The organism is Paraburkholderia piptadeniae (assembly GCF_900007165.1).
GTDB classification, from domain to species: domain Bacteria; phylum Pseudomonadota; class Gammaproteobacteria; order Burkholderiales; family Burkholderiaceae; genus Paraburkholderia; species Paraburkholderia piptadeniae.
The window spans coordinates 76,640-95,244 of record NZ_CYGY02000042.1 but is presented as its reverse complement, the minus strand read 5'-3'; the positions used below and the strand labels follow the sequence as shown (position 1 = coordinate 95,244).

Here is an 18,605-nt window from a genome sequence, read left to right as displayed (position 1 = left end):
CGCGGCGCTCGCTGCGTTCATTCTGCCTTCCCACTTTCGGGATTCACGCGCAAATTGGCGTATCCTTTCTTCGTTGCAGTGTCAAACGTTTGCGAAAAATATTTCGTAAAACCGGTCTAAACTTTGACCTGACGCTGCCGCTAAACAGTCAGACCCGATACCGGAATGCCGTATGTGAAATCCGGTCCAACGCGCGTTTCGCGACTCCGGAAGGCCAGCTGAGAACCGGCCGGCCGTATTCGCGCGGCGTGCCCGCAAGAACGAAGAGAAATTGGCAAGGCCATGAATACCACCCAGTCGAATGGTGATGACCGCGAGACGGAAGGCGTCGATTTCGGCCGCCGCAATCCGCTTGAGATCGGCGTGCAATTGCGCAACCTGCTCAACCGCGGCGATTTTCTGACCGTGCAGTACAAAGGCGGCCAGCTGGTGACGAAGATTCTCGAAGTGGACGTGCGGGAGCGTACTTTTACGTTCGACTGGGGCGCGCTCGCGGACCAGAACCGGGGCCTGCTGACGTCGCCGGAAGGGCATTTCCACGCGACACCCGACGGCGTGCGCGTGCACTTCGTCACGCGGACGCCGCGCGAGACGACGTTCGAAGGCCGGCCTTCGTTCGAGGCCGATTTTCCCGACGTGCTCTATTACGTGCAGCGCCGCGAGTATTTCCGCGTCGATGCGCCGTTGCTCGATCCGTACATCTGCCGCGGCCGCCTGCCGGACGGCGATGGTTTCCGCTTCGAGGTGCAGGACCTGTCGCTGGGCGGCATCGCGATGCGCACCAGCGACGAGCGCGTGACGTCGCTCGAACACGGCGTGCGGCTGCTCGACACGGAAGTGACGCTGGGCTCGCTCGGCACGCTGCAACTCGATCTCGAACTGATGTCGAACCGCGCCGTCGCGCTGCCCAACGGCTCGCTGCGTTATACGCTCGGCTTCCGTTTTCTGTCGTTGCCCGGCAATGCGGAAAACACGCTGCAACGCCTCATCACGCAACTCGAAATGAAGCGCCGCTCGCTCGTGCGCGCCTGAATTCGACCACGCACGACCCTCACCTGATTCGATACGCATGCGCTGAAGCGGCCCTGCTCGCCGCGAGCGCATGCACGTCCACACGCAGCCATCCTGAGCTGCACGGCCTGCATCGAGACATGCCGCAAGCAGCGCGGCAAAAGCTCATCAGAAAACGCGGCAAAAAATGATGCGGTGCCATCAATTGGCCCTCAATGTTCGCGCGCCGAGGCCGATATACAAAGTGTCCGGTCAACCAGGCGGCGCTTCATGCGCCGCCTTTTACGCCGTCTTTCAGGATGACGCATGTCCAGCAACCTATTTAGCATCGGCCTCAGCGGACTCAATGCAGCCCAGTGGGGGCTGACGACGACGGGTCAGAACATCAGCAACCAGGCGACGCCCGGCTATTCGGTCGAGCGCCCCGTCTACGCGGAATCGAGCGGACAGTACACGGGCTCCGGCTACATCGGCAGCGGCGTGTCGACGACGACCATCCAGCGCCAGTACAGCCAGTACCTGACGACCGAGCTGAACAACGCACAGTCGCAGGCCGGTTCGCTGAGCACGTACTACAACATGATCGCGCAGCTCAACAACATGGTCGGCAGTCCGACCTCGGGCATTTCGAGCGCGATCACGAGTTACTTCACGGGCCTGCAGAACGTCGCGAACGATGCGTCGAATCCCGCGATGCGCCAAAGTGCCATCAGCAACGCGCAATCGTTAGCGGACCAGATCAACGCGGCGGGCGACCAGTACGACCAGCTGCGCGCGAGCGTCAACACGCAGATCGGCGACACCGTCAAGCAGATCAACAGCTACACCGCGCAGATCGCGCAACTGAATTCGCAGATCCAGGCGCTGAGCGCGCAAGGCCAGCCGCCTAACCAGTTGCTCGACCAGCGCGACCTTGCCGTGTCGAACCTGTCGCAACTGGTCGGCGTGCAGGTCGTGCAGGGCGACAGCGGCTACAGCGTGTTCATGGGCAACGGTCAGCCGCTCGTCGTCGCCGACAAGAGCTTCAATCTCTCGACGGTCACGTCGCCGTCGGACCCGACGGAAACGGCCGTTGCGTACGCGGGTCTTGCGAGCCAGGCCGCAACGTCGACGCCGCAGATCCTGCCCGACAGCACAGCGCTGGGCGGACAGCTCGGCGGGCTGATGACGTTCCGCAGTCAAACGCTCGATCCCGCCGAAGCGCAACTCGGCGCGATCGCGACGAGCTTCGCGGCCCAGGTGAACGCACAGAACGCGCTCGGCATCGACCTGAACGGGAACAAGGGCAGCGCGCTTTTCACCGTCGGCAATCCGACCGTCTATGCGAACGCGAACAACACGGGCAACGGCAATCTCGGCGTCACGCTGACGAACCCGGCGCAGCCGCCGGCGAGCGACTACACGCTGTCGTACGACGGGACGAACTACACGCTCACCGATCGCGAGACGGGCCAGGTCGTCGGCCGGGCGAGCAACCTGTCCAACCCGATCGGCGGCATGCAGTTCTCGTTGGGAACGACCACGATGAACGCCGGCGATTCGTTCACGATCGAGCCGACGCGCGGCGCGCTGAACGGCTTCGCGCTGACGACGACCAGTGGTACGGCGATCGCCGCTTCGTCGCCCGTTCTGGTGACGGCGGGCAACGCGAACACAGGCACCGCGCAGGTGACGCAAGGCACGGTGTCGGCGGGCTACTCGGTGCCCTCGACGGCAACGGACATCAAATACACCGTGACGACGACCACGCCGCCGGCGGGGGTCTTGTCGGGCTTTCCGGTTGGCTCGATCGTGACGGTTCCGGGATCGGCGCCGTACACGATCAACGCGACGACGGATCAGGTGCCATACGATCCGAGCAAAGGTCTGTCGCTGACCATTACGTCGAACACGGCAGCGACGCCGCCGGGCCCGATCAACAACGTCTCGTTGCAGATCACGGGCACGCCCGCCGACGGCGATACGTTCACGATCGCGGCGAATCCGTCGGGCGGCAAGGACGGCCGCAACGCGCAGCAGATGTCGAATCTCGTGACGACGAAGACGTTGGGCAACGGCAAGCTCACGCTGACCGACGCGTATGCGAACTACGTGAACGACATCGGCAACCAGACGAACCAGGTACAGACGTCGAGCAAGGCTCAGGCATCGCTCGTCACGCAGATCACGACGGCGCAGCAGGCGGTGTCCGGCGTGAACATCAACGAGGAAGCGGCGAACCTGCTGCAATACCAGCAGCTGTATCAGGCGAACAGCAAGGTCATCCAGACGGCCGCGACGCTGTTCCAGACGATCCTCGGCATCTTCCAGTGAGGCGTTGAACGCATATGCGCATCTCTACTTCGCAGTATTTCGGCATGAACGTCCAGACGATGGACGACCAGCAGGTGACGCTCGCGCAGCTGTATCAGCAGCTGTCGAGCGGTGTGAGCCTCGCGACGCCGTCGGACAACCCTGTCGGTGCGGCACAGGCGGTGCAGCTCAGCATGCAGGGCACGACGCTGTCGCAGTACGCGAGCAATCAGAATACGGCGCTGTCGTCGCTGCAGGCCGAGGACAGCTCGCTCTCCAGCATCAGCAGCGTGCTGACGGCGATCAACACGCAGATCGTGCACGCGGGCGATGGGTCGCTCAACGATGCAAACAGGTCGACGATTGCGACCGAGCTGGAAGGCATGCGCAGCCAGTTGATGGGCCTCGCGAACGGGACCGACGCGTCCGGCAACTACCTCTATGGCGGCTATCAGGCATCGACCCCGCCTTTTTCGGTCGGTACGAGCGGCGCCGTGCAATACAGCGGGGACAACGGCGTGCAGTACGTTCAGGTGACAAGCTCGCGCAGCATTGCTGTTGCCGATACGGGCAAGGCCGTATTCCTCAGCAGCTCGCAGCCCGGAAGCACGGACGTGACAGCGGGTGCATTGAGCAATTCGGGCACGGGCACGATCGGCGGCGTGACGGTCAACAACTCGACCGATCCGACGAACAATCACAAGTTCACGATCAACTTCACGTCGGGGACGACGTTCACGGTCACTGATGTCGCCACGAGCACGACGAGCGCGCCGCAGACCTATACGGCCGGCCAGCCGATCGTGCTCGGAGGTGGCGGTCAGAGCGTCACGATCTCGGGTGCGCCGAATGGCGGAGACAGCTTTTCGGTCACGCCTGCTGGACAGACGAGCGATGTGTTCGCCAATCTGGACACTGTGATTGCCGCTTTGCAGACGCCGGTGACGGGCGCAACCGGGCAGGCGAATCTGACGAACGCGTTGGGGACGGCGTTGACCCAGCTGCAAAACACGCTGAACAATGTGACGACGATCCAGACGTCCGTGGGCGGGCGCGAGCAGGAGATCGAGGCGTTGCAGACCGTCACGCAATCCAACTCGCTGCAGACTCAAAGCAATCTCGCCGATCTGACGCAGACGAATCTGACCAAGGTCATCAGCCAGTACACGATGACGCAGTCCTCGCTGCAGGCTGCGCAGCAGGGCTTCTCGATGATCCAGAAGCTGTCGTTGTTCGATTACATCGGGAATTGATTTGCGGGCTGTTGTTGCCCCGCGTTTTTTTGAAGGCTGGACGCCTGGCTCTGTTTGGGGGCTGGGCGTTTTTGTTTGTGTTTGCTTAGCTTGCCGCTGGCATCCGCGTATGCTTTCGTTTTCTTTGCCCTTACGCTGGCATCCGCGATTGCGCCTCGCACAGGGGCAACGCCCGCGCCGCGAGGCGCAATCGCGGATGCCAGCGGCACGCTAAGCAAACCAAACCAAACCAAACCCACCAGCGTCGCAGACATCAAAAAAACCTAGTGCATCCCCGCCGCCACTCGCCCCATCTGTTCAATCCCACTATCAAACAGCCGTGAAAAGAACGGCATCATATTTGGCAGCATCAACTGAATGAGCAGCAACCCGGTAATCACCGTCACCGGCAAACCGACCTGAAACACCCCGATCTGCGGCGCAGCGCGATTGAGAATACCCAGCGCGAGATTCGTGATGAGCAGCGCCGTCACGACAGGCAGCGACAGCAGCAGCCCCGCGCTGATCACCGTGCTGCCCCAGCCGACGAGCAGGCGCCAGCCGTTCGCGCCCAGCACGTTCGCCGCGACGGGCAGCGACTGAAATGTCTGGATCAGCGCCGACAGCATCTGCAGATGCCCGTCGAGCGCGAGAAAGGTCAACAGCGCAATCATGTTCACGAAGCGCGACATCACATCCGTCGAGCCCGCCGCATGCGGATCGAAAAACGTCGCGAAGCCGAGCCCCATGCTCATGCCCATGAAGGCGCCCGCGGCCTCCACCGCCGCGAACACCATCTGCATCGTGAAGCCGAGCGCGGCGCCGATCAGGAACTGGTTGACGATGATCCAGACGCCCTGCGCCGAAAACACCGTCACCTGCGGCATCGCGCCGAGCGTCGGCGCGACGATGATCGTGACGAACGCGGCGAGGCCGATCTTCACGCGAGTCGGCAGCGACTTCTCGCCGAATGCGGGCGCCGTCGCCATCAGCGCGAGAATCCGCACGAACGGCCACAGAAACGCGGTGAGCCACACGTTCAGCTGCTCGTAGGTGACGGAAAACATCGCGCGTCGAAAGAAGGAAAGGGCAGCGCGCTCAGTTGGCGAGCGTCGGGATGCTCGTGAACATGTGGCGCATGTAGTCGAGCATCTTCGCGAGCATCCACGGGCCGATCAGCACGAGCGTCACGGCGATCGCGAACAGCTTCGGAATGAACGACAGCGTGGATTCGTTGATCTGCGTCGCGGCCTGGAAAAGACTCACGACGAGACCGACGATCAGGCCCACGAAAAGCGGCGGCGCGGCCAGCAGCAGTGCGATGTACATCGCGTCGTGCGCGAGCGTGGTGACGGTTTCCGGTGTCATGGCTTCAGTCTCCCGGGTCTCAGGTGAAGCTCTGCGCGAGCGAGCCGACGATCAGCTGCCATCCGTCGACCAGCACGAACAGCATCAGCTTGAAGGGCAGCGAAATGGTCGCCGGCGAGATCATCATCATGCCCATCGACATCAGCACGCTCGCCACCACCATGTCGATGATCACGAACGGAATGAACACGGTGAAGCCGATCTGGAAGCCCGTCTTCAGCTCGCTCGTCACGAACGACGGCACCAGCAGCGACAGCGGCACGTCTTCCGGGCCCTGCATCGGCGCCGCGTGCGAGATGCGCGCGAAAAGCGCGAGATCGCTTTCGCGGGTCTGCTTCAGCATGAACGCCTTGAACGGCGCGACGCCGCGCTTCACCGCTTCGTCCATCTGGATCGTGCCTTCGGAGAAGGGCTTGTAGCCATTGTTATACGCCTTGTCGAGCACGGGCGACATCACGAACAGCGTCAGAAACAGCGCGAGGCCGACCAGCACCTGGTTGGGCGGCGTCGTCGGCGCGCCGAGCGCCTGGCGCAGCAGCGACAGCACGATGATGATCCGCGTGAAGCTCGTCATCATCAGCACCATCGCTGGCAGGAACGACAGCATCGTGAGCAGCAGCATCGTCTGCACGCTCAGCGAGTAGGTCGTGCCGCCGTTCGGGCCGGGGCTCGTGTTGAACGCGGGCAAGCCCGCCGTCTGCGCGAAGGAGAGCGTCGGCAGCGCGAGCATCAGCGCGGGCACGGCGAACGGCGCGACACGCGACACCACATGCGCTGCGCGTTTCACGAAGGGCATCGACATCGAAGCGGGCGCCGAAGAAGAGGCGTGGGAAAGGGCGTGAAAACCCCGAGCGCAGCCACGCTGCGCGTCAGATCGGTCGTACTGCATTTACTGTTCTCCGCTCACGCGCCGCTGGAAACGTCTGCTGGCTTCGTGTTTGAGCGCGTCGCGAAAGCGTTGTCCGAAGGTGCCGCTCAACTGGACGGGACCGCCGCCGATGGTCGAACCGGCTGCGCCGGGCGCAGCGGCCGAGCCGGTGAGAGGGATTCCGCCCGCGGCCGAGCCTGCGGGCATCGTGTGCAACAGGCGCACATTGCCGGGTGCCGCGCCGAGCACGAGCCACGTGTCGCCGATTTCGACGACGGCCACGCGTTCCTTGCCGCCGAGCGACGTGCCGCCGATCGTCTTCACGATGCCGCCGCGATGGCCCGGTTGCAGGCCGAAGCGGCGCGCGAGCCATGCGCAGCCGAACACGAGGCCGATCACGACTGCAAGCCCCACGATCGTCTGCAACACGGCGCCGACGCCGAGCGATGGCACCGCCGTGCCCGCGCCGACGCTCGACGCGATCTTCGCGGCATTGTTGACGGCATTCATGTCGGCGGCGTGCGCGAGGTTCGACGCACTTGCGTAAAGCGCAACACCAGTCAGCGCAACGGCCGACATGAAACGGGCGCGGCGCGAAAGCGGCATGGCGCTGGCGCGCGACGCGGCCCGGTGTACAGCGTGTTTCATCGATTCAGCTTCCGGATACGCTCGGACGGCGTAATGATGTCGGTCAGGCGAATGCCGAACTTGTCGTTCACGACGACCACTTCGCCCTGCGCGATCAGGCAGCCGTTGACGAGCACATCCATCGGCTCGCCCGCGAGGCCGTCCAGCTCGACGACGGAGCCTTGCGCGAGTTGCAGCAGGTTGCGGATCGCGATCTTCGTGCGGCCGAGCTCGACCGTCATCTGGACGGGAATGTCCAGGATCATGTCGATGTCGTTGCGCGTCGTGGTCGGCTCGACCTTCGACAGCGGCTGGAACACGCCCGCCGTGCTCGTGCTCACGGGCGCGTTGTTGTTCTGCTCGGCGAGCGCGCTCGCCCAGTCGTCGAGGGCCGCGTCGTCGGCGCTGACGGCCGCCGCCGGATCAGTGATCTTGGAGTCTTCCGGCATGTCCATTTCGGGTGTCGAGTTCAGCTCAGTCATATCCCGCTTCCTTCATCGTGTCCGCTGCGCTGATCATCTTCTGGACCCGCAACGCATATTGACCATTGAAAATTCCGTAGCCGCATTCCATCACCGGCACGCCGTCGACTTTCGCGGTGATGTGCTCGGGGACGTTGATCGGCAGCACGTCGCCCGCCTTCATGTTGAGAATCTCCTGGAACGTCACGGGGATCTGCGCGAGATCGGCCGTCAGCTCCACTTCGGCGGCCTGCACCTGCTGCGACAGCACGCGCACCCAGCGGCGGTCCACTTCGAGCGCTTCGCCCTGGATCGGCGACGAGAGCACGTCGCGGATCGGCTCGATCATCGAGTACGGCATGCAGATATGCAGCGTGCCGCCCGTCGCGCCGAATTCGATCGAGAACTGCGTGACGATCACGATCTCGTTCGGGGTGGCAACGTTTGCGAACTGCGTGTGCATCTCCGAGCGCACGTATTCGAACTGCAGCGGACGCACGCTCTTCCACGCCGTCGTGTAGTGCTCGAACACGAGGCCGAGCAGCTTGCTGATGATGCGCTGCTCGGTCTGCGTGAAGTCGCGGCCTTCGACGCGCGTATGAAAGCGCCCATCGCCGCCGAACAGGTTGTCGACCACGAAGAACACGAGGTTCGGATCGAACACGAACAGCGACGTGCCGCGCAGCGGCTTCACGTGGACGAGGTTCAGGTTCGTCGGGATCGGCAGGTTGCGCGTGAATTCGCTGTACTTCTGCACCTTCACCTGGCCGACGGAGATTTCCGCCGTGCGCCGCATGAAGTTGAAAATGCCGACGCGCAAGAGCCGCGCGAAGCGGTCGTTGATGATTTCGAGGCCGGGCATCCGGCCGCGGACGATGCGTTCCTGCGTCGCAATGTTGTACGGGCGGACGCCGCCTTTGTCGGCCTCGCCGGATTGCGAGTCGGATTCGCCCGTAACGCCCTTGAGGAGGGCATCGACCTCCTCCTGGGACATGAACTCTTCGTGGCCCATTCCTATTCCTCGTGCGTCCCTTCGCGATGGATGGCGCGGTTCAAGATCAAGTCAGTCAGCGCGAAGCGCCGTTACTGGACGACGAATTCGGTGAACAGCACGTCCTCGACGCGCACCTTCTGGCCATTGGGCTCGGTCGGCTGTTCGACCAGCGTTTCGAGTTCGTTCGCGAGCGCTTTCTTGCCGTCGAGCGTCGCGAGTTCATCGGGACGCTTGGCCGACAGCGCGAGCAGCACGCGGCTGCGGATCTCGGGCATGTGTTCGGTCAGATGCGCCTGCACACTCTGGTCGGCGAGTTTCAGCGTCAGGCCGATGCGCAGGTAGTGCAACTGGCCGTCGTCGGATTGCAGGTTCACCGTCATCGATTCGAGCGGGAAGAAGATGGGTGCGGCTGCGATCACGGGTCCTGCCGCCGTCGCGGCGGACGGCGCGCGCTTCGACATGAAGAACCAGGTGGCTGCGCCGGCTGCGCCTGCCGCGACCAGCGCGATCAGCAGGATCACAACAATGCGGTTGACGAGGCCCGGGGACGAGGGCTTCGCGTTGGCTGGCTGGTTTGCGGTCGTGGATGCCATGGAATTGATTGCCTCAATGCTGTGAATGAATTTTCAGGTGTCTGACAGTGCCGCGATGGGTCGAAAAGAAGGGATATTCACGTTTAGCTCGTTTGTTTGCCTCGCGGCGGCCGCTTTTACCGATCCTTCTTCGACGCTCGGCGCGGCGAGCCGCATGCCGCGCGTGTTGTCCTGACCGGCGACCGCCCTGGCTGCTGCCGTGACTCCAGAGATGGCTGTGATGCGGATGCAAGCGCGATGCGTGTTCTTGCCTCACCTGTGCATCGCCTTTCCGGTGCGCTGAAAGCTCCCGTCGTTTTCATCATCGGCATGCGCACGTGGCCCTCGCGCGCGCAACGCATGCCTTCAATCGTTATCAGGGAAGCACGGCGCGGCCGCCGCCCTCACGGCGAGCCGCTTGCGCGGTGCGCGTGGAATCAGGCGAACGTGTCGACGAGTCCGACGGTGCGGCGCACGGGCATGTTCACAGCCGTCGCGCTGTCCGCGACGTCGATGCTCGCGTCGCCACGGCCTCCGCCCCGGCCGCCGCGCGCGCTGCCGCTGCGCTCGTCGCCCTGCTGGCCGCTCTGCCGGGCAAAGCCGTCGCTGACGCTTGCGCTCCCCAATCCAATGCCGCCTTGTTCCATCGCTTCGCGCAGTTTGGGCAGCGCGGCTTCGACCGCGTCGCGCACCTGCTGATGCTGCGAAACAAAGAGGGCATGTGCATGGTTATCGGCAACCTGGAGGACGACCTGTAGCGGCCCGAGGTCGCGCGGGTTCAGCGTGAGTTCCGCCGACTGCTGATGCGCATTGGTGAGGAACACGACCTTCTGGCTGAAGGCATCTTCCCAGTCGGACGTGCCGACGTGCGGCGCGACGGCATTCGCCATCGCGGCCGTTGAGGGATTGGTGGCCTGGCTCGCGACCGTCGATGCCGTCGCCGCTGCTGCTGCCGATGCGGCCTGGGTTGCGGCAAGCGCGTCGTTCGTGCCGGCGGCGGGCGCAGCGGAAGCGTTCTGCGGCGCGCTCGCGGTCGCGGCGGCAAGCGTTTCGGCGGGACTTTGCGGCGTCGCGGTTCCGGTGGATGCGCTGGCCGTGGCGGCGGCTGAGTTCGTCGATGCGGCGTCGCCCTTGGCACCGTGGAAATCGCCGATCGTCAGGCCCTTGCCGGCGTTCGCGCCGTGGCTGCCGAGCGTCGCGTCGCCCGTGGCGGACGTGCCCGCCTTCGCGGACGCCGCGTTCATCGTGGGCGCCGCGCCCTGGCTGTTTGCCATCGCGGCGAACGCCGCCTGCAGCGCGTCTTGTGTGGCTTTCGGATCGAGCGATGCGATCTTTTTCGAAGGCGTCTGGATGACGGGCGTCGTCGTGTTGCCGGCTACAGGCGCGGTGGCGGGCGTCGTCGGCTGCGTGTCGCTGCTGGCTGTGGCCGCTGCGTTTGCTGCGTTTGCCGCGCTGCTCGCCTGGGCCTGTGCCTGAACTGCGGCTGCGGCCGCTGCTGCCGCAGCCGCCGTTTCAGCCGTGGCCGCGCTCGTGGTCGGCGCGTCATCGTTGTGCTTCGATGCGGAGTCGGTCTTGTCCTTGCCGTTCGCGTCGCTCGTCGATGCCGTCTGCTGCGTGCCGCCCGTCTGGCTCGCGGACTTCGTGCTGTCGGTGCTGTTCGAACTGTCGGCAGTGCTGGCGTTCTTCGATGCGTCGGCGGGCGGCGGCGTGTCGTGCACGCTGGAATTGCCCGCGCCAGTCGCACTCGTCGCACCGTTCGATGCCGACGGCGTCGGCACCGCGCTGGGAGCGGGAGCAGGCGAAGCAGCCGGGGAAGGCGAAGGCGCGGCGGCTGCCTGATTCTGCGCGTCGATGCTTTGTTGCAGCGTCGTCGAGAAGGGCAGCGCGCTGCCCGCGCTTGCGCCATTCGATGCGTTGCTGCCCGATGTGCCGCTCGTTGCGCCGAGCAGCGAGTTGATCAGTGAAAGAGGCGACATGCTAAATCTCGTTTGGTCGTGTCAGTCCCGTTGCGCGCGCAATACGGCGCGCGATGCGCGGAAGCGCTCTTCATGCGCCTTCCGCCCGCATCCGGAGAATTCGTGCGCCGTGCTCGTCGGCGTCCCGTTGCTCGCGGCGTGCCGCGACCTTCGCTTCCGCGGCGATGCCGCGCGCCTCGAGCACTTCGTAAGAGCCGAGCTTCTGCTTGCTGCGCTGCCACTCGGGCTTCGCCGCTTCGACGCGCGCCGTCGCGGCTGCCAACAGTTGGCGCTGCTGTTCGATGGCGGCATCGAGCGTGTCGATGAACGCCTGGAAGTTGCGCATGTTGCCGGCGGGCATGCCCGCTTGCGCCGTTGCCGTGAAGCGGCGGTGATACTCGTCGCGGTATTCGATCAGCGAATTCAGCTGCGCTTCGATCTCGTTGCGCTCGCGCTGCACGCGGCCGAGCTTGCGCGCGGCGGCGTCGACGTCGTCTTGCGCGAGGCCGATTAGCGTCTTGATCGGAAAGTGCTTGCTCATTCAGTCTCCTTAACCGAACAGCGAGTCGAGGTGCGCGACGCTGGTTTCGAACCCGGCGCTTTCGCGAAAACCTTGTTGCAGGAACGCTTCCATGCGCGGATACAGCGCGATCGCGCGATCGAGCACCGCGTCGCGTCCCGACGAGTACGCGCCGACGTTGATCAGATCGCGGTTGCGCTGATAGCGCGACAGCATCTGCTTGAACTGACGCGTGCGGTCGAGATGCGCGTCGCTGATGAGCGACGTCATCGCGCGGCTGATCGACGCTTCGATGTCGATCGCGGGATAGTGGCCCGCTTCGGCGAGCGTGCGCGACAGCACGATATGGCCGTCGAGAATCGCGCGCGCCGAATCGGCGATCGGGTCCTGCTGGTCGTCGCCTTCCGTCAGCACCGTATAGAACGCGGTGATCGAGCCGCCGCCTTCTGGGCCGTTGCCCGTGCGCTCGACGAGCGCGGGCAGCTTCGCGAACACCGACGGCGGATAGCCCTTGGTCGCGGGCGGCTCGCCGATCGCGAGCGCGATTTCACGCTGCGCCATCGCGTAGCGCGTCAGCGAATCCATCAGCAGCAGCACGTGCTTGCCCTGATCGCGGAAGTATTCGGCGAGCGACGTCGCGTACGCGGCGCCCTGCATGCGCAGGAGCGGCGACACGTCGGCGGGCGCGGCCACGACGACCGAGCGCGCGAGACCGTCCTCGCCGAGAATCTGCTCGATGAACTCCTTCACTTCGCGTCCGCGTTCGCCGATCAGGCCGATCACGATCACTTCCGCGCTCGTGTAGCGCGCCATCGTGCCGAGCAGCACCGACTTGCCGACGCCCGAACCGGCGAAGAGACCCATGCGCTGCCCGCGTCCGACGGTGAGCAGCGCATTGATCGCGCGCACGCCGACGTCGAGCACCGTCTGGATCGGCTCGCGGTGCAGCGGGTTGATGGTCGGCGCGGTGAGCGGCGCGTCGTTGCGCGCGTTGAGCGGGCCGAAGCCGTCAAGCGGCTTGCCCGACGCATCGACCACGCGGCCGAGCAGCTCCCAGCCGACGGGCAGACGCTTCGCGCCCGCCATCGGATCGGCGATGGGCGCGGTTTCGAGCGGATAGACGCGCGCGCCGGGAAGGAGGCCCGCGACTTCCGTCGTCGGCATCAGAAAGAGCTTGTCGCCGGAGAAGCCGACCACTTCGGCTTCCGCCATCGTGCGCGTGCTGCCGGGCGGCAGTTCGATCATCACTTCCGCACCCACGGCTAGCCGCAGCCCGACTGCTTCGAGCACGAGCCCGGCGGCGCGCGTCAGACGTCCGCACGCGCGCAGCGGCCGCGCGATCTGGTTGCGTTCGCGCAAGCCGTTCAGGCGCGCGCGCCAGGCTTGCAGATGCGGATTGCTGGCGAGCGCAGGGTCAGGCGTGCGCTTGGGCGGCGGCGCCGACTCGCGGCTCGCGGGCGCGGCAATCGGATGCGCGGCGGGATGCGGCGCGCTCGCGTCGGCTGCTTCGGACGTGATCGCGTCGGCGCCCGCATGGGCCGACGAAATCGCCGATTCCAGTGCCGCGAGCGACGCTTCCATCTGCGCGACGGTGAGCGCCTCGGCACCGAACGACGCCAGCGCCAATTCGCGTTCGAGCGGCGTGAGGTCGCTCTGCTGAATGTCTTCGATGGTCGGCTTTACCATACGCTTGCCTTGCCGAGCGCGGCGGCGACGCGCTCCCAGCGCGTGCCGATGCCGGCGTCCACTTCGCCCGTCGTGGCAATCGCGCGACAGCCGCCGCGTTCGATCGCGGGATCGGTGCGCACGGACCAGCCGCGTGTCTGCAATTCCTCGAGCAGATACGCTTCGACGACGGGCAGATCGGCGGGGCTCACGATCAGAGCGGGCGCGCCGATCAGCGCCGGTTCCGTCGCCATCACTTCACGCGCGGCGGCGATCAGCGCCGTCGGGTCGTGCTGCACGTGCTGGCGCACCACTTGTTGCGCGATGTCGAGCGCGAGCGCGACGATCGTTTCGGACAGTTCGTGCTGCGCGTTGTCGAGCGCGGCCTTGAACGTCTCGGCGAGGGCGGCGAGCTGCGCGGCTTCCGTGCGCGCTTCCGCCTGACCTTGCTCGAAGCCTTGCGCGCGGCCCTGCTCGTAGCCTGCCTGATAGCCGAGCGCCTGGCCCGCGACGTGGCCGGACGCGACGCCTTGCGCATGCGCGGCCTCGCGCAGGCGTTCCAGCTCGGCTTCGAACGCGCCGTCGTCGACGGGTTCCGGCTCGGGCACCGGGTCGAACGAGGCCATCTCCCAGCGCTGGTAGGCCGGGCGGCATTCCTCGCGCACGGGATCGTGGTCAGACATACGCATCTTCCGCCTTGCCGCCGATCACGATTGCTCCCGATTCGGCGAGATTGCGCACGACCTGCAGGATCTTGCGCTGTTGCGTTTCCACTTCCGACACGCGCACCGGGCCGCGCGCGTCGAGGTCTTCCGCGAGCAGTTCGGCGGCGCGCTGCGACATGTTCGACAGGAACTTCTGACGCAGCGCGGGCTGTGCGCCCTTCAGCGAGATGATCAGCGTTTCCGACTCGACTTCCTTCAGCAGCAGCTGGATCGCGCGGTCTTCCAGGTCGAGCAGGTTGTCGAACACGAACATCTGGTCGATGATCTTCTGCGCGAGTTCGGCGTCGTACTGGCGGACGTTGTCGATGACGGACTCTTCGTGATTGCTCGGCATGAAGTTGAGAATTTCCGCCGCCGTCCGGATGCCGCCCATCGGGCTGCGCTTCAGGTTGTCGCTGCCCGAGAGCAGGCCTGTCAGCACGTCGTCGAGTTCGCGCAGCGCGGCCGGCTGGATGCCGTCGAGCGTCGCGATGCGCAGCAGCACGTCGTTGCGCAGGCGCTCGGTGAAGCAGGAGACGATCTCCGATGCCTGGTCGCGGTCCAGATGCACGAGGATCGTCGCGATGATCTGCGGGTGCTCGTTCTTGATCAGCTCGGCGACGGCGGCCGAGTCCATCCACTTGAGCCCTTCGATGCCGCTCGTGTCGCTGCCCTGCAGGATGCGGTCGATGATCGCGCCTGCCTTGTCGTCGCCGAGCGCCTTCGTCAGAACGGAGCGGATGTACTCGCTCGAATCCAGCGACAGGGCCGTGTGCTTGTCGGCTTCCGCGACGAACTCGTGCAGCACCTCGTCGATCTGCTCGCGCGTGATGTTCTTCAGCGACGCCATCGCGACGCCGATCTTCTGGACCTCGCGCGGCCCGAGAAACTTGAATACCTGAGCCGCCTCTTCCTCGCCGATCGACATCAGCAGGAGCGCGCTCTTCAATACGCCTTCAGTGCTCATCGGACACCCAGCTCTTCACGACGGTTGCAACGATCTTCGGATCCTGGCGCGCGATCTGGCGCGCGTACTCGAGGTTCCGCTCATATCTGGCCTTGTCGCTTTCCAGCGCGACCAGCGTGCCTTCTTCCTCTTCGGCGTCGATCGCGGCCATGGCCGGCAAGCCGTCGAGCACGGGCTCCTCCGGCGACGGCAGCGCGGCGGGCGGCTCGGGCGGCGGGAACGCGCGGCGCAGCGCCGGCTTGACCATCGCGAAGTAGAGGAACAGGGCGACGAGCCCGATGCCCGCATACGTCGCGATCTGCTTGTACAGCGCGATCATGTCCTTCGTGCGCCACCACGGCAGGTCGGCGTCCGGATCGGGGATCGTCGTGAACGCACTGTTCACCACGTTCACCGAGTCGCCGCGCGCCTGGTCGAAGCCCATCGCGTCCTTCACCAGCTGCGTGACCTGCGCGAGCTTGTCGGCGGGAACCGGCTGCATCGTCGCGTGACCCTTCGCATCGACGACGCGCATGTAGTTCACCACCACGGCCACGGACAGGCGCTTGATGCCGCCCGTCGCCTTTTCCGTGTGGCTGACGGTCTTGTCGAGCTCGTAGTTGGTCGTCGAATCCTTGCGATCGCTGACGGGCGTCGTCGTCACGCCGCTTGCGCCGTTCGCGCTCGCGACGATGGGCGCCGAGGCCGGCTGCGGCGGCTGGTTCGACAGCGCGCCCGGCACGCCCTGCGCGCCGCTCTGTGTCATTTCCGTCGCCGTGCTGGTCTGCTGGCTGCGGATCGCGGCCTGCTGCGCGTTCGCGTTCGGGCCGTAGTTTTCGGAGGTCTGCTCGCCCTTCGTGAAATCGATGTCGGCGCTCACCTGCGAATGCGCGTTGCCCGAGCCGAACAGCGGCGCCAGGATCGCGTCGATGCGCTGCTGCGTGTTGCGCTCGATCTGCTGCACGTACTTCAGCTGCGTCGCGTCGAGGCCGCTGCCGTTGGCGCCCGCCTGCGTGAGCAGGTTGCCGTCCTGATCGATGATCGTCACGTTGCGCACGGGCAGATCGGGCACGGCCGACGCCACCATATGCGTGATCGCCACGACCTGGCCTTCGTCGAGCATGCGGCCCGGATACAGATTGACGAGCACCGACGCCGACGGCGCTTCGCGGTCGCGCACGAACACGGTCGGCTTCGGAATCGCCAGATGGACGCGCGCCGTTTTCACCGTCGAGATCGACTCGATCGTGCGCTGCAATTCGCCTTCCAGCGCGCGCTGATAGTTCACCTGCTCGGCGAACTGGCTGATGCCGAACTTCTGGTTGTCCATCAGCTCGAAGCCGACCGAGCCGCTCTTGGGCAGGCCCTGGGAAGCGAGGCGCAGACGCATTTCATGCACCTGGTCGGCGGGCACGAGGATCGCGCCGCCCGCGTCGGAAAACTTGTACGGCACGTTGGCCTGCTGGAGCGCGGCAACGATTGCGCCGCCGTCCTGATCGGAGACGTTGCTGTAGAGCACCTTGTAGTCCGGCGCGCGCGACCAGAGGATCAGCCCGGCAATGACGGCGACCAGCACCGCCACCGCGAAAATCAGCGGCGCGCGCGGGTTGCCGCGCATCTGCGACAGCGACGCGGGCAGGCCCGGAAAGCGCGTGGCGAAGCCACCGCCGCCCGTGCCGCCGAGGTCGATGCCCGCAGCGCCGGCCGTGGCAGCGCCTGCCGTGCCCGGCTGCGCGCCGGCGAGGCCCATGCGGGCGTCGGGGTTGATCAAAGAGTTGGCTGACGAATCCATGCGTCGGGTTTCTCCGGAATGCTTTCGAGTTCCGCCGGCGGCGCCCGGGCTTGCGGCGCGCACCGGCGGAGACTTTCACGCTAGGGATTATCCGCATGGGCTGGCAACCCGATGCTTCGAATAGCGGGGGGTTTCCCCCTTACTTTCACGGCTTTCGGAAGGGGCCCGCTGCTATGCTTCCTGTCCAATCGGTGCATGGCGCGAATGCTCGCCGCATCCCACTTCTGGAGAGAACATGACTGTGCCCATCAATCCGCTCACGTCGGCGTTGCAGCAGATGCAGTCGATGGCCACCCAGGCCGCGGGCGGCAGCGCGCCCGTCGCGAACGCGTCCGGCGCGGCCACGGCGGGCGGCTTCGCGTCGGCCCTGAAGGCCTCGATCGACAAGATCAGCAACGACCAGCAGAGCGCGGTCGGCGAAGCTCATGCATTCGAGATCGGCGCGCCGAACGTGTCGCTGAACGACGTGATGGTGGACATGCAGAAGGCCAACGTCGGCTTCCAGTTCGGCCTGCAGGTGCGCAACAAGCTCGTGTCGGCCTACAACGAGATCATGCAGATGGCCGTCTGAAGCGGCGCTCGCGGCCGGCAGCTGCCGTGCGACGGCGCACAGGCGCTCCGCCGGGCTGCCTGTCATTTCTGGCGCGTCCTTTCGGCGGCCTAAAGCTTTATTCGTACGATCCGATAACCTTGGTACAAGGTCTGACCGGAAGGCGCGTTGCACGCCGATGCAGCGCGTTTCCCGGCAAGTCCGCCGCTGTCGTATCGATCGTCATCTGCAATACAGGAGGAGCGCCGATGTTTTCCCCGGGACACTCTGGAGCCAACGCCTACGCTCGCGTCGGCCTGGAGACAGGAGCGATGGGCGCAAGCCCGCACCGCCTGATCGTGATGCTGTACCAGGGCGCGCGTCAGGCAATCGCGCAGGCCCGCATGCATCTGCAGCAGGGCGACATTCCGGGGCGCGGGCAGGCGATCACCAAGGCGATCAGGATCATCGGCGAGGGATTGCAAGCGGCGCTCAACCTGGAAGCCGGCGGAGAAATCGCGAGTCGTCTGGATGCGCTCTATTCGTACATGACGCGGCGCCTGCTCGAGGCGAACATCAAGCAAAGCGAAGCAATGCTCGTCGAGGTCGACGGCTTGCTGGCGACACTCGAGGAAGCCTGGCTCGGAATCGCGCCGGAGATCGCGCGGATGGCGACGCAGTCGTCCGCGGAAAGCATGAGATGAATTCGAACGAAGAATATCTTGCCCGCTACGAGGCAATTGCAGTGATTTCGGTGCGGATGGTGATGGCGGCGCGAAACGCGGCGTGGAACGATCTCGTCCAGTTGCAGGACGAGTACCGTCATCTCGTCGACGCGCTGAAGAACGCGGAATCGTCCGTGCGGCTATCCGACGACGACCGCGCGCGCAAGTTCGATCTGATCCGCCAGATCCTCGCGAACGACGCAACGGTCCGCGATCTGGCGAATCCGCGCATGGCGAAGTTGCAAGCGCTCTTTGCGCCGAGCCGCCCCGCGATCGTATTGAAGGAACTCTACCAGGCGCGCTGATCGCCTTTTTTCCGGTCCGGTAACACGGTCCAACATGAG

20 protein-coding genes are annotated in these 18,605 nt (G+C 65.2%); 6 read left to right on the top strand and 14 right to left on the bottom strand.

What is annotated here, in order from left to right; genetic code table 11:
• Positions 1-282: 282 nt before the first annotated feature.
• The 3 genes from BN2476_RS22105 (at position 283) to flgL (ending at position 4,556) form a co-directional block, all read left to right on the top strand.
• Complete coding sequence (locus BN2476_RS22105) at positions 283-1,032, top strand: flagellar brake protein (protein WP_087736298.1); 750 nt, start codon at positions 283-285, stop codon at positions 1,030-1,032.
• Positions 1,033-1,317: 285 nt separating this feature from the next.
• The gene (gene flgK / locus BN2476_RS22100) at positions 1,318-3,324 is read left to right on the top strand and encodes a flagellar hook-associated protein FlgK (protein WP_087736297.1); all 2,007 of its coding nucleotides are present in this window, start codon (positions 1,318-1,320) and stop codon (positions 3,322-3,324) included.
• A 14-nt stretch (positions 3,325-3,338) separates the two neighbouring features.
• Complete coding sequence (gene flgL, locus BN2476_RS22095; RefSeq protein ID WP_087736296.1) at positions 3,339-4,556, top strand: flagellar hook-associated protein FlgL; 1,218 nt, start codon at positions 3,339-3,341, stop codon at positions 4,554-4,556.
• Here the strand turns inward: flgL and BN2476_RS45630 are convergent.
• The 14 genes from BN2476_RS45630 to fliF all read right to left on the bottom strand — a co-directional run bounded on the left by BN2476_RS45630 (position 4,541) and on the right by fliF (position 17,007).
• Positions 4,541-4,810: a hypothetical protein gene (locus BN2476_RS45630; RefSeq protein ID WP_143811020.1), complete on the bottom strand. Its 270-nt coding sequence runs from the start codon at positions 4,808-4,810 to the stop codon at positions 4,541-4,543. The two genes, flgL and BN2476_RS45630, sit on opposite strands and share 16 nt — an antisense overlap.
• Positions 4,811-4,819: 9 nt before the next feature.
• Positions 4,820-5,602, bottom strand: a complete 783-nt coding sequence (fliR, locus tag BN2476_RS22090; protein WP_087736295.1) for a flagellar biosynthetic protein FliR — start codon at positions 5,600-5,602, stop codon at positions 4,820-4,822.
• A 31-nt stretch (positions 5,603-5,633) separates the two neighbouring features.
• Positions 5,634-5,903, bottom strand: a complete 270-nt coding sequence (fliQ, locus tag BN2476_RS22085; protein ID WP_087736294.1) for a flagellar biosynthesis protein FliQ — start codon at positions 5,901-5,903, stop codon at positions 5,634-5,636.
• Between the two features lie 19 nt (positions 5,904-5,922).
• Entirely contained in the window at positions 5,923-6,705 is a 783-nt protein-coding gene (fliP, locus tag BN2476_RS22080; protein ID WP_143811019.1) for a flagellar type III secretion system pore protein FliP, read from the bottom strand.
• A gap of 87 nt (positions 6,706-6,792) precedes the next feature.
• Complete coding sequence (gene fliO, locus BN2476_RS22075; RefSeq protein ID WP_087736293.1) at positions 6,793-7,419, bottom strand: flagellar biosynthetic protein FliO; 627 nt, start codon at positions 7,417-7,419, stop codon at positions 6,793-6,795.
• On the bottom strand, positions 7,416-7,880 hold the full coding sequence (fliN, locus tag BN2476_RS22070; RefSeq protein WP_087736292.1) for a flagellar motor switch protein FliN: 465 nt from the start codon (positions 7,878-7,880) through the stop codon (positions 7,416-7,418). The genes fliO and fliN overlap by 4 nt, the downstream gene beginning before the upstream one ends.
• Positions 7,873-8,871, bottom strand: a complete 999-nt coding sequence (gene fliM, locus BN2476_RS22065; RefSeq protein WP_087736291.1) for a flagellar motor switch protein FliM — start codon at positions 8,869-8,871, stop codon at positions 7,873-7,875. Before fliM ends, fliN begins: the two co-directional genes overlap by 8 nt.
• A gap of 71 nt (positions 8,872-8,942) precedes the next feature.
• Complete coding sequence (fliL, locus tag BN2476_RS22060) at positions 8,943-9,446, bottom strand: flagellar basal body-associated protein FliL (RefSeq protein WP_087736290.1); 504 nt, start codon at positions 9,444-9,446, stop codon at positions 8,943-8,945.
• Positions 9,447-9,862: 416 nt separating this feature from the next.
• Positions 9,863-11,401, bottom strand: a complete 1,539-nt coding sequence (locus BN2476_RS22055; RefSeq protein WP_087736289.1) for a flagellar hook-length control protein FliK — start codon at positions 11,399-11,401, stop codon at positions 9,863-9,865.
• A 70-nt stretch (positions 11,402-11,471) separates the two neighbouring features.
• A complete protein-coding gene (fliJ, locus tag BN2476_RS22050) occupies positions 11,472-11,921 on the bottom strand; it encodes a flagellar export protein FliJ (protein ID WP_087736288.1) in 450 nt (149 codons plus the stop codon).
• 9 nt (positions 11,922-11,930) lie between these two features.
• A complete protein-coding gene (gene fliI / locus BN2476_RS22045; protein WP_087736287.1) occupies positions 11,931-13,586 on the bottom strand; it encodes a flagellar protein export ATPase FliI in 1,656 nt (551 codons plus the stop codon).
• A complete protein-coding gene (gene fliH / locus BN2476_RS22040) occupies positions 13,580-14,248 on the bottom strand; it encodes a flagellar assembly protein FliH (RefSeq protein ID WP_087736286.1) in 669 nt (222 codons plus the stop codon). The genes fliI and fliH overlap by 7 nt, the downstream gene beginning before the upstream one ends.
• A complete protein-coding gene (fliG, locus tag BN2476_RS22035) occupies positions 14,241-15,236 on the bottom strand; it encodes a flagellar motor switch protein FliG (RefSeq protein WP_087736285.1) in 996 nt (331 codons plus the stop codon). Before fliG ends, fliH begins: the two co-directional genes overlap by 8 nt.
• Entirely contained in the window at positions 15,226-17,007 is a 1,782-nt protein-coding gene (fliF, locus tag BN2476_RS22030) for a flagellar basal-body MS-ring/collar protein FliF (RefSeq protein WP_087736284.1), read from the bottom strand. The genes fliG and fliF overlap by 11 nt, the downstream gene beginning before the upstream one ends.
• Before the next feature lie 235 nt (positions 17,008-17,242).
• Here fliF and fliE point away from each other — a divergent pair, with 235 nt between their 5' ends.
• The 3 genes from fliE to BN2476_RS22015 all read left to right on the top strand — a co-directional run bounded on the left by fliE (position 17,243) and on the right by BN2476_RS22015 (position 18,566).
• A complete protein-coding gene (fliE, locus tag BN2476_RS22025; protein ID WP_087736283.1) occupies positions 17,243-17,578 on the top strand; it encodes a flagellar hook-basal body complex protein FliE in 336 nt (111 codons plus the stop codon).
• Positions 17,579-17,805: 227 nt separating this feature from the next.
• Positions 17,806-18,240 (top strand): flagellar export chaperone FliS, encoded by a 435-nt coding sequence (gene fliS, locus BN2476_RS22020; RefSeq protein WP_087736282.1) that lies wholly within the window; start codon positions 17,806-17,808, stop codon positions 18,238-18,240.
• Positions 18,237-18,566 (top strand): flagellar protein FliT, encoded by a 330-nt coding sequence (locus BN2476_RS22015; protein WP_087736281.1) that lies wholly within the window; start codon positions 18,237-18,239, stop codon positions 18,564-18,566. The genes fliS and BN2476_RS22015 overlap by 4 nt, the downstream gene beginning before the upstream one ends.
• Positions 18,567-18,605 lie beyond the last annotated feature (39 nt).

Coding starts and splice junctions, on each gene's coding strand:
- BN2476_RS22105 (WP_087736298.1), top strand. CDS start 283: ATGAATACCACCCAGTCGAATGGTGATGACCGCGAGACGGAAGGCGTC.
- flgK (WP_087736297.1), top strand. CDS start 1,318: ATGTCCAGCAACCTATTTAGCATCGGCCTCAGCGGACTCAATGCAGCC.
- flgL (WP_087736296.1), top strand. CDS start 3,339: ATGCGCATCTCTACTTCGCAGTATTTCGGCATGAACGTCCAGACGATG.
- BN2476_RS45630 (WP_143811020.1), bottom strand. CDS start 4,810: ATGTCTGCGACGCTGGTGGGTTTGGTTTGGTTTGGTTTGCTTAGCGTG.
- fliR (WP_087736295.1), bottom strand. CDS start 5,602: ATGTTTTCCGTCACCTACGAGCAGCTGAACGTGTGGCTCACCGCGTTT.
- fliQ (WP_087736294.1), bottom strand. CDS start 5,903: ATGACACCGGAAACCGTCACCACGCTCGCGCACGACGCGATGTACATC.
- fliP (WP_143811019.1), bottom strand. CDS start 6,705: ATGTCGATGCCCTTCGTGAAACGCGCAGCGCATGTGGTGTCGCGTGTC.
- fliO (WP_087736293.1), bottom strand. CDS start 7,419: ATGAAACACGCTGTACACCGGGCCGCGTCGCGCGCCAGCGCCATGCCG.
- fliN (WP_087736292.1), bottom strand. CDS start 7,880: ATGACTGAGCTGAACTCGACACCCGAAATGGACATGCCGGAAGACTCC.
- fliM (WP_087736291.1), bottom strand. CDS start 8,871: ATGGGCCACGAAGAGTTCATGTCCCAGGAGGAGGTCGATGCCCTCCTC.
- fliL (WP_087736290.1), bottom strand. CDS start 9,446: ATGGCATCCACGACCGCAAACCAGCCAGCCAACGCGAAGCCCTCGTCC.
- BN2476_RS22055 (WP_087736289.1), bottom strand. CDS start 11,401: ATGTCGCCTCTTTCACTGATCAACTCGCTGCTCGGCGCAACGAGCGGC.
- fliJ (WP_087736288.1), bottom strand. CDS start 11,921: ATGAGCAAGCACTTTCCGATCAAGACGCTAATCGGCCTCGCGCAAGAC.
- fliI (WP_087736287.1), bottom strand. CDS start 13,586: ATGGTAAAGCCGACCATCGAAGACATTCAGCAGAGCGACCTCACGCCG.
- fliH (WP_087736286.1), bottom strand. CDS start 14,248: ATGTCTGACCACGATCCCGTGCGCGAGGAATGCCGCCCGGCCTACCAG.
- fliG (WP_087736285.1), bottom strand. CDS start 15,236: ATGAGCACTGAAGGCGTATTGAAGAGCGCGCTCCTGCTGATGTCGATC.
- fliF (WP_087736284.1), bottom strand. CDS start 17,007: ATGGATTCGTCAGCCAACTCTTTGATCAACCCCGACGCCCGCATGGGC.
- fliE (WP_087736283.1), top strand. CDS start 17,243: ATGACTGTGCCCATCAATCCGCTCACGTCGGCGTTGCAGCAGATGCAG.
- fliS (WP_087736282.1), top strand. CDS start 17,806: ATGTTTTCCCCGGGACACTCTGGAGCCAACGCCTACGCTCGCGTCGGC.
- BN2476_RS22015 (WP_087736281.1), top strand. CDS start 18,237: ATGAATTCGAACGAAGAATATCTTGCCCGCTACGAGGCAATTGCAGTG.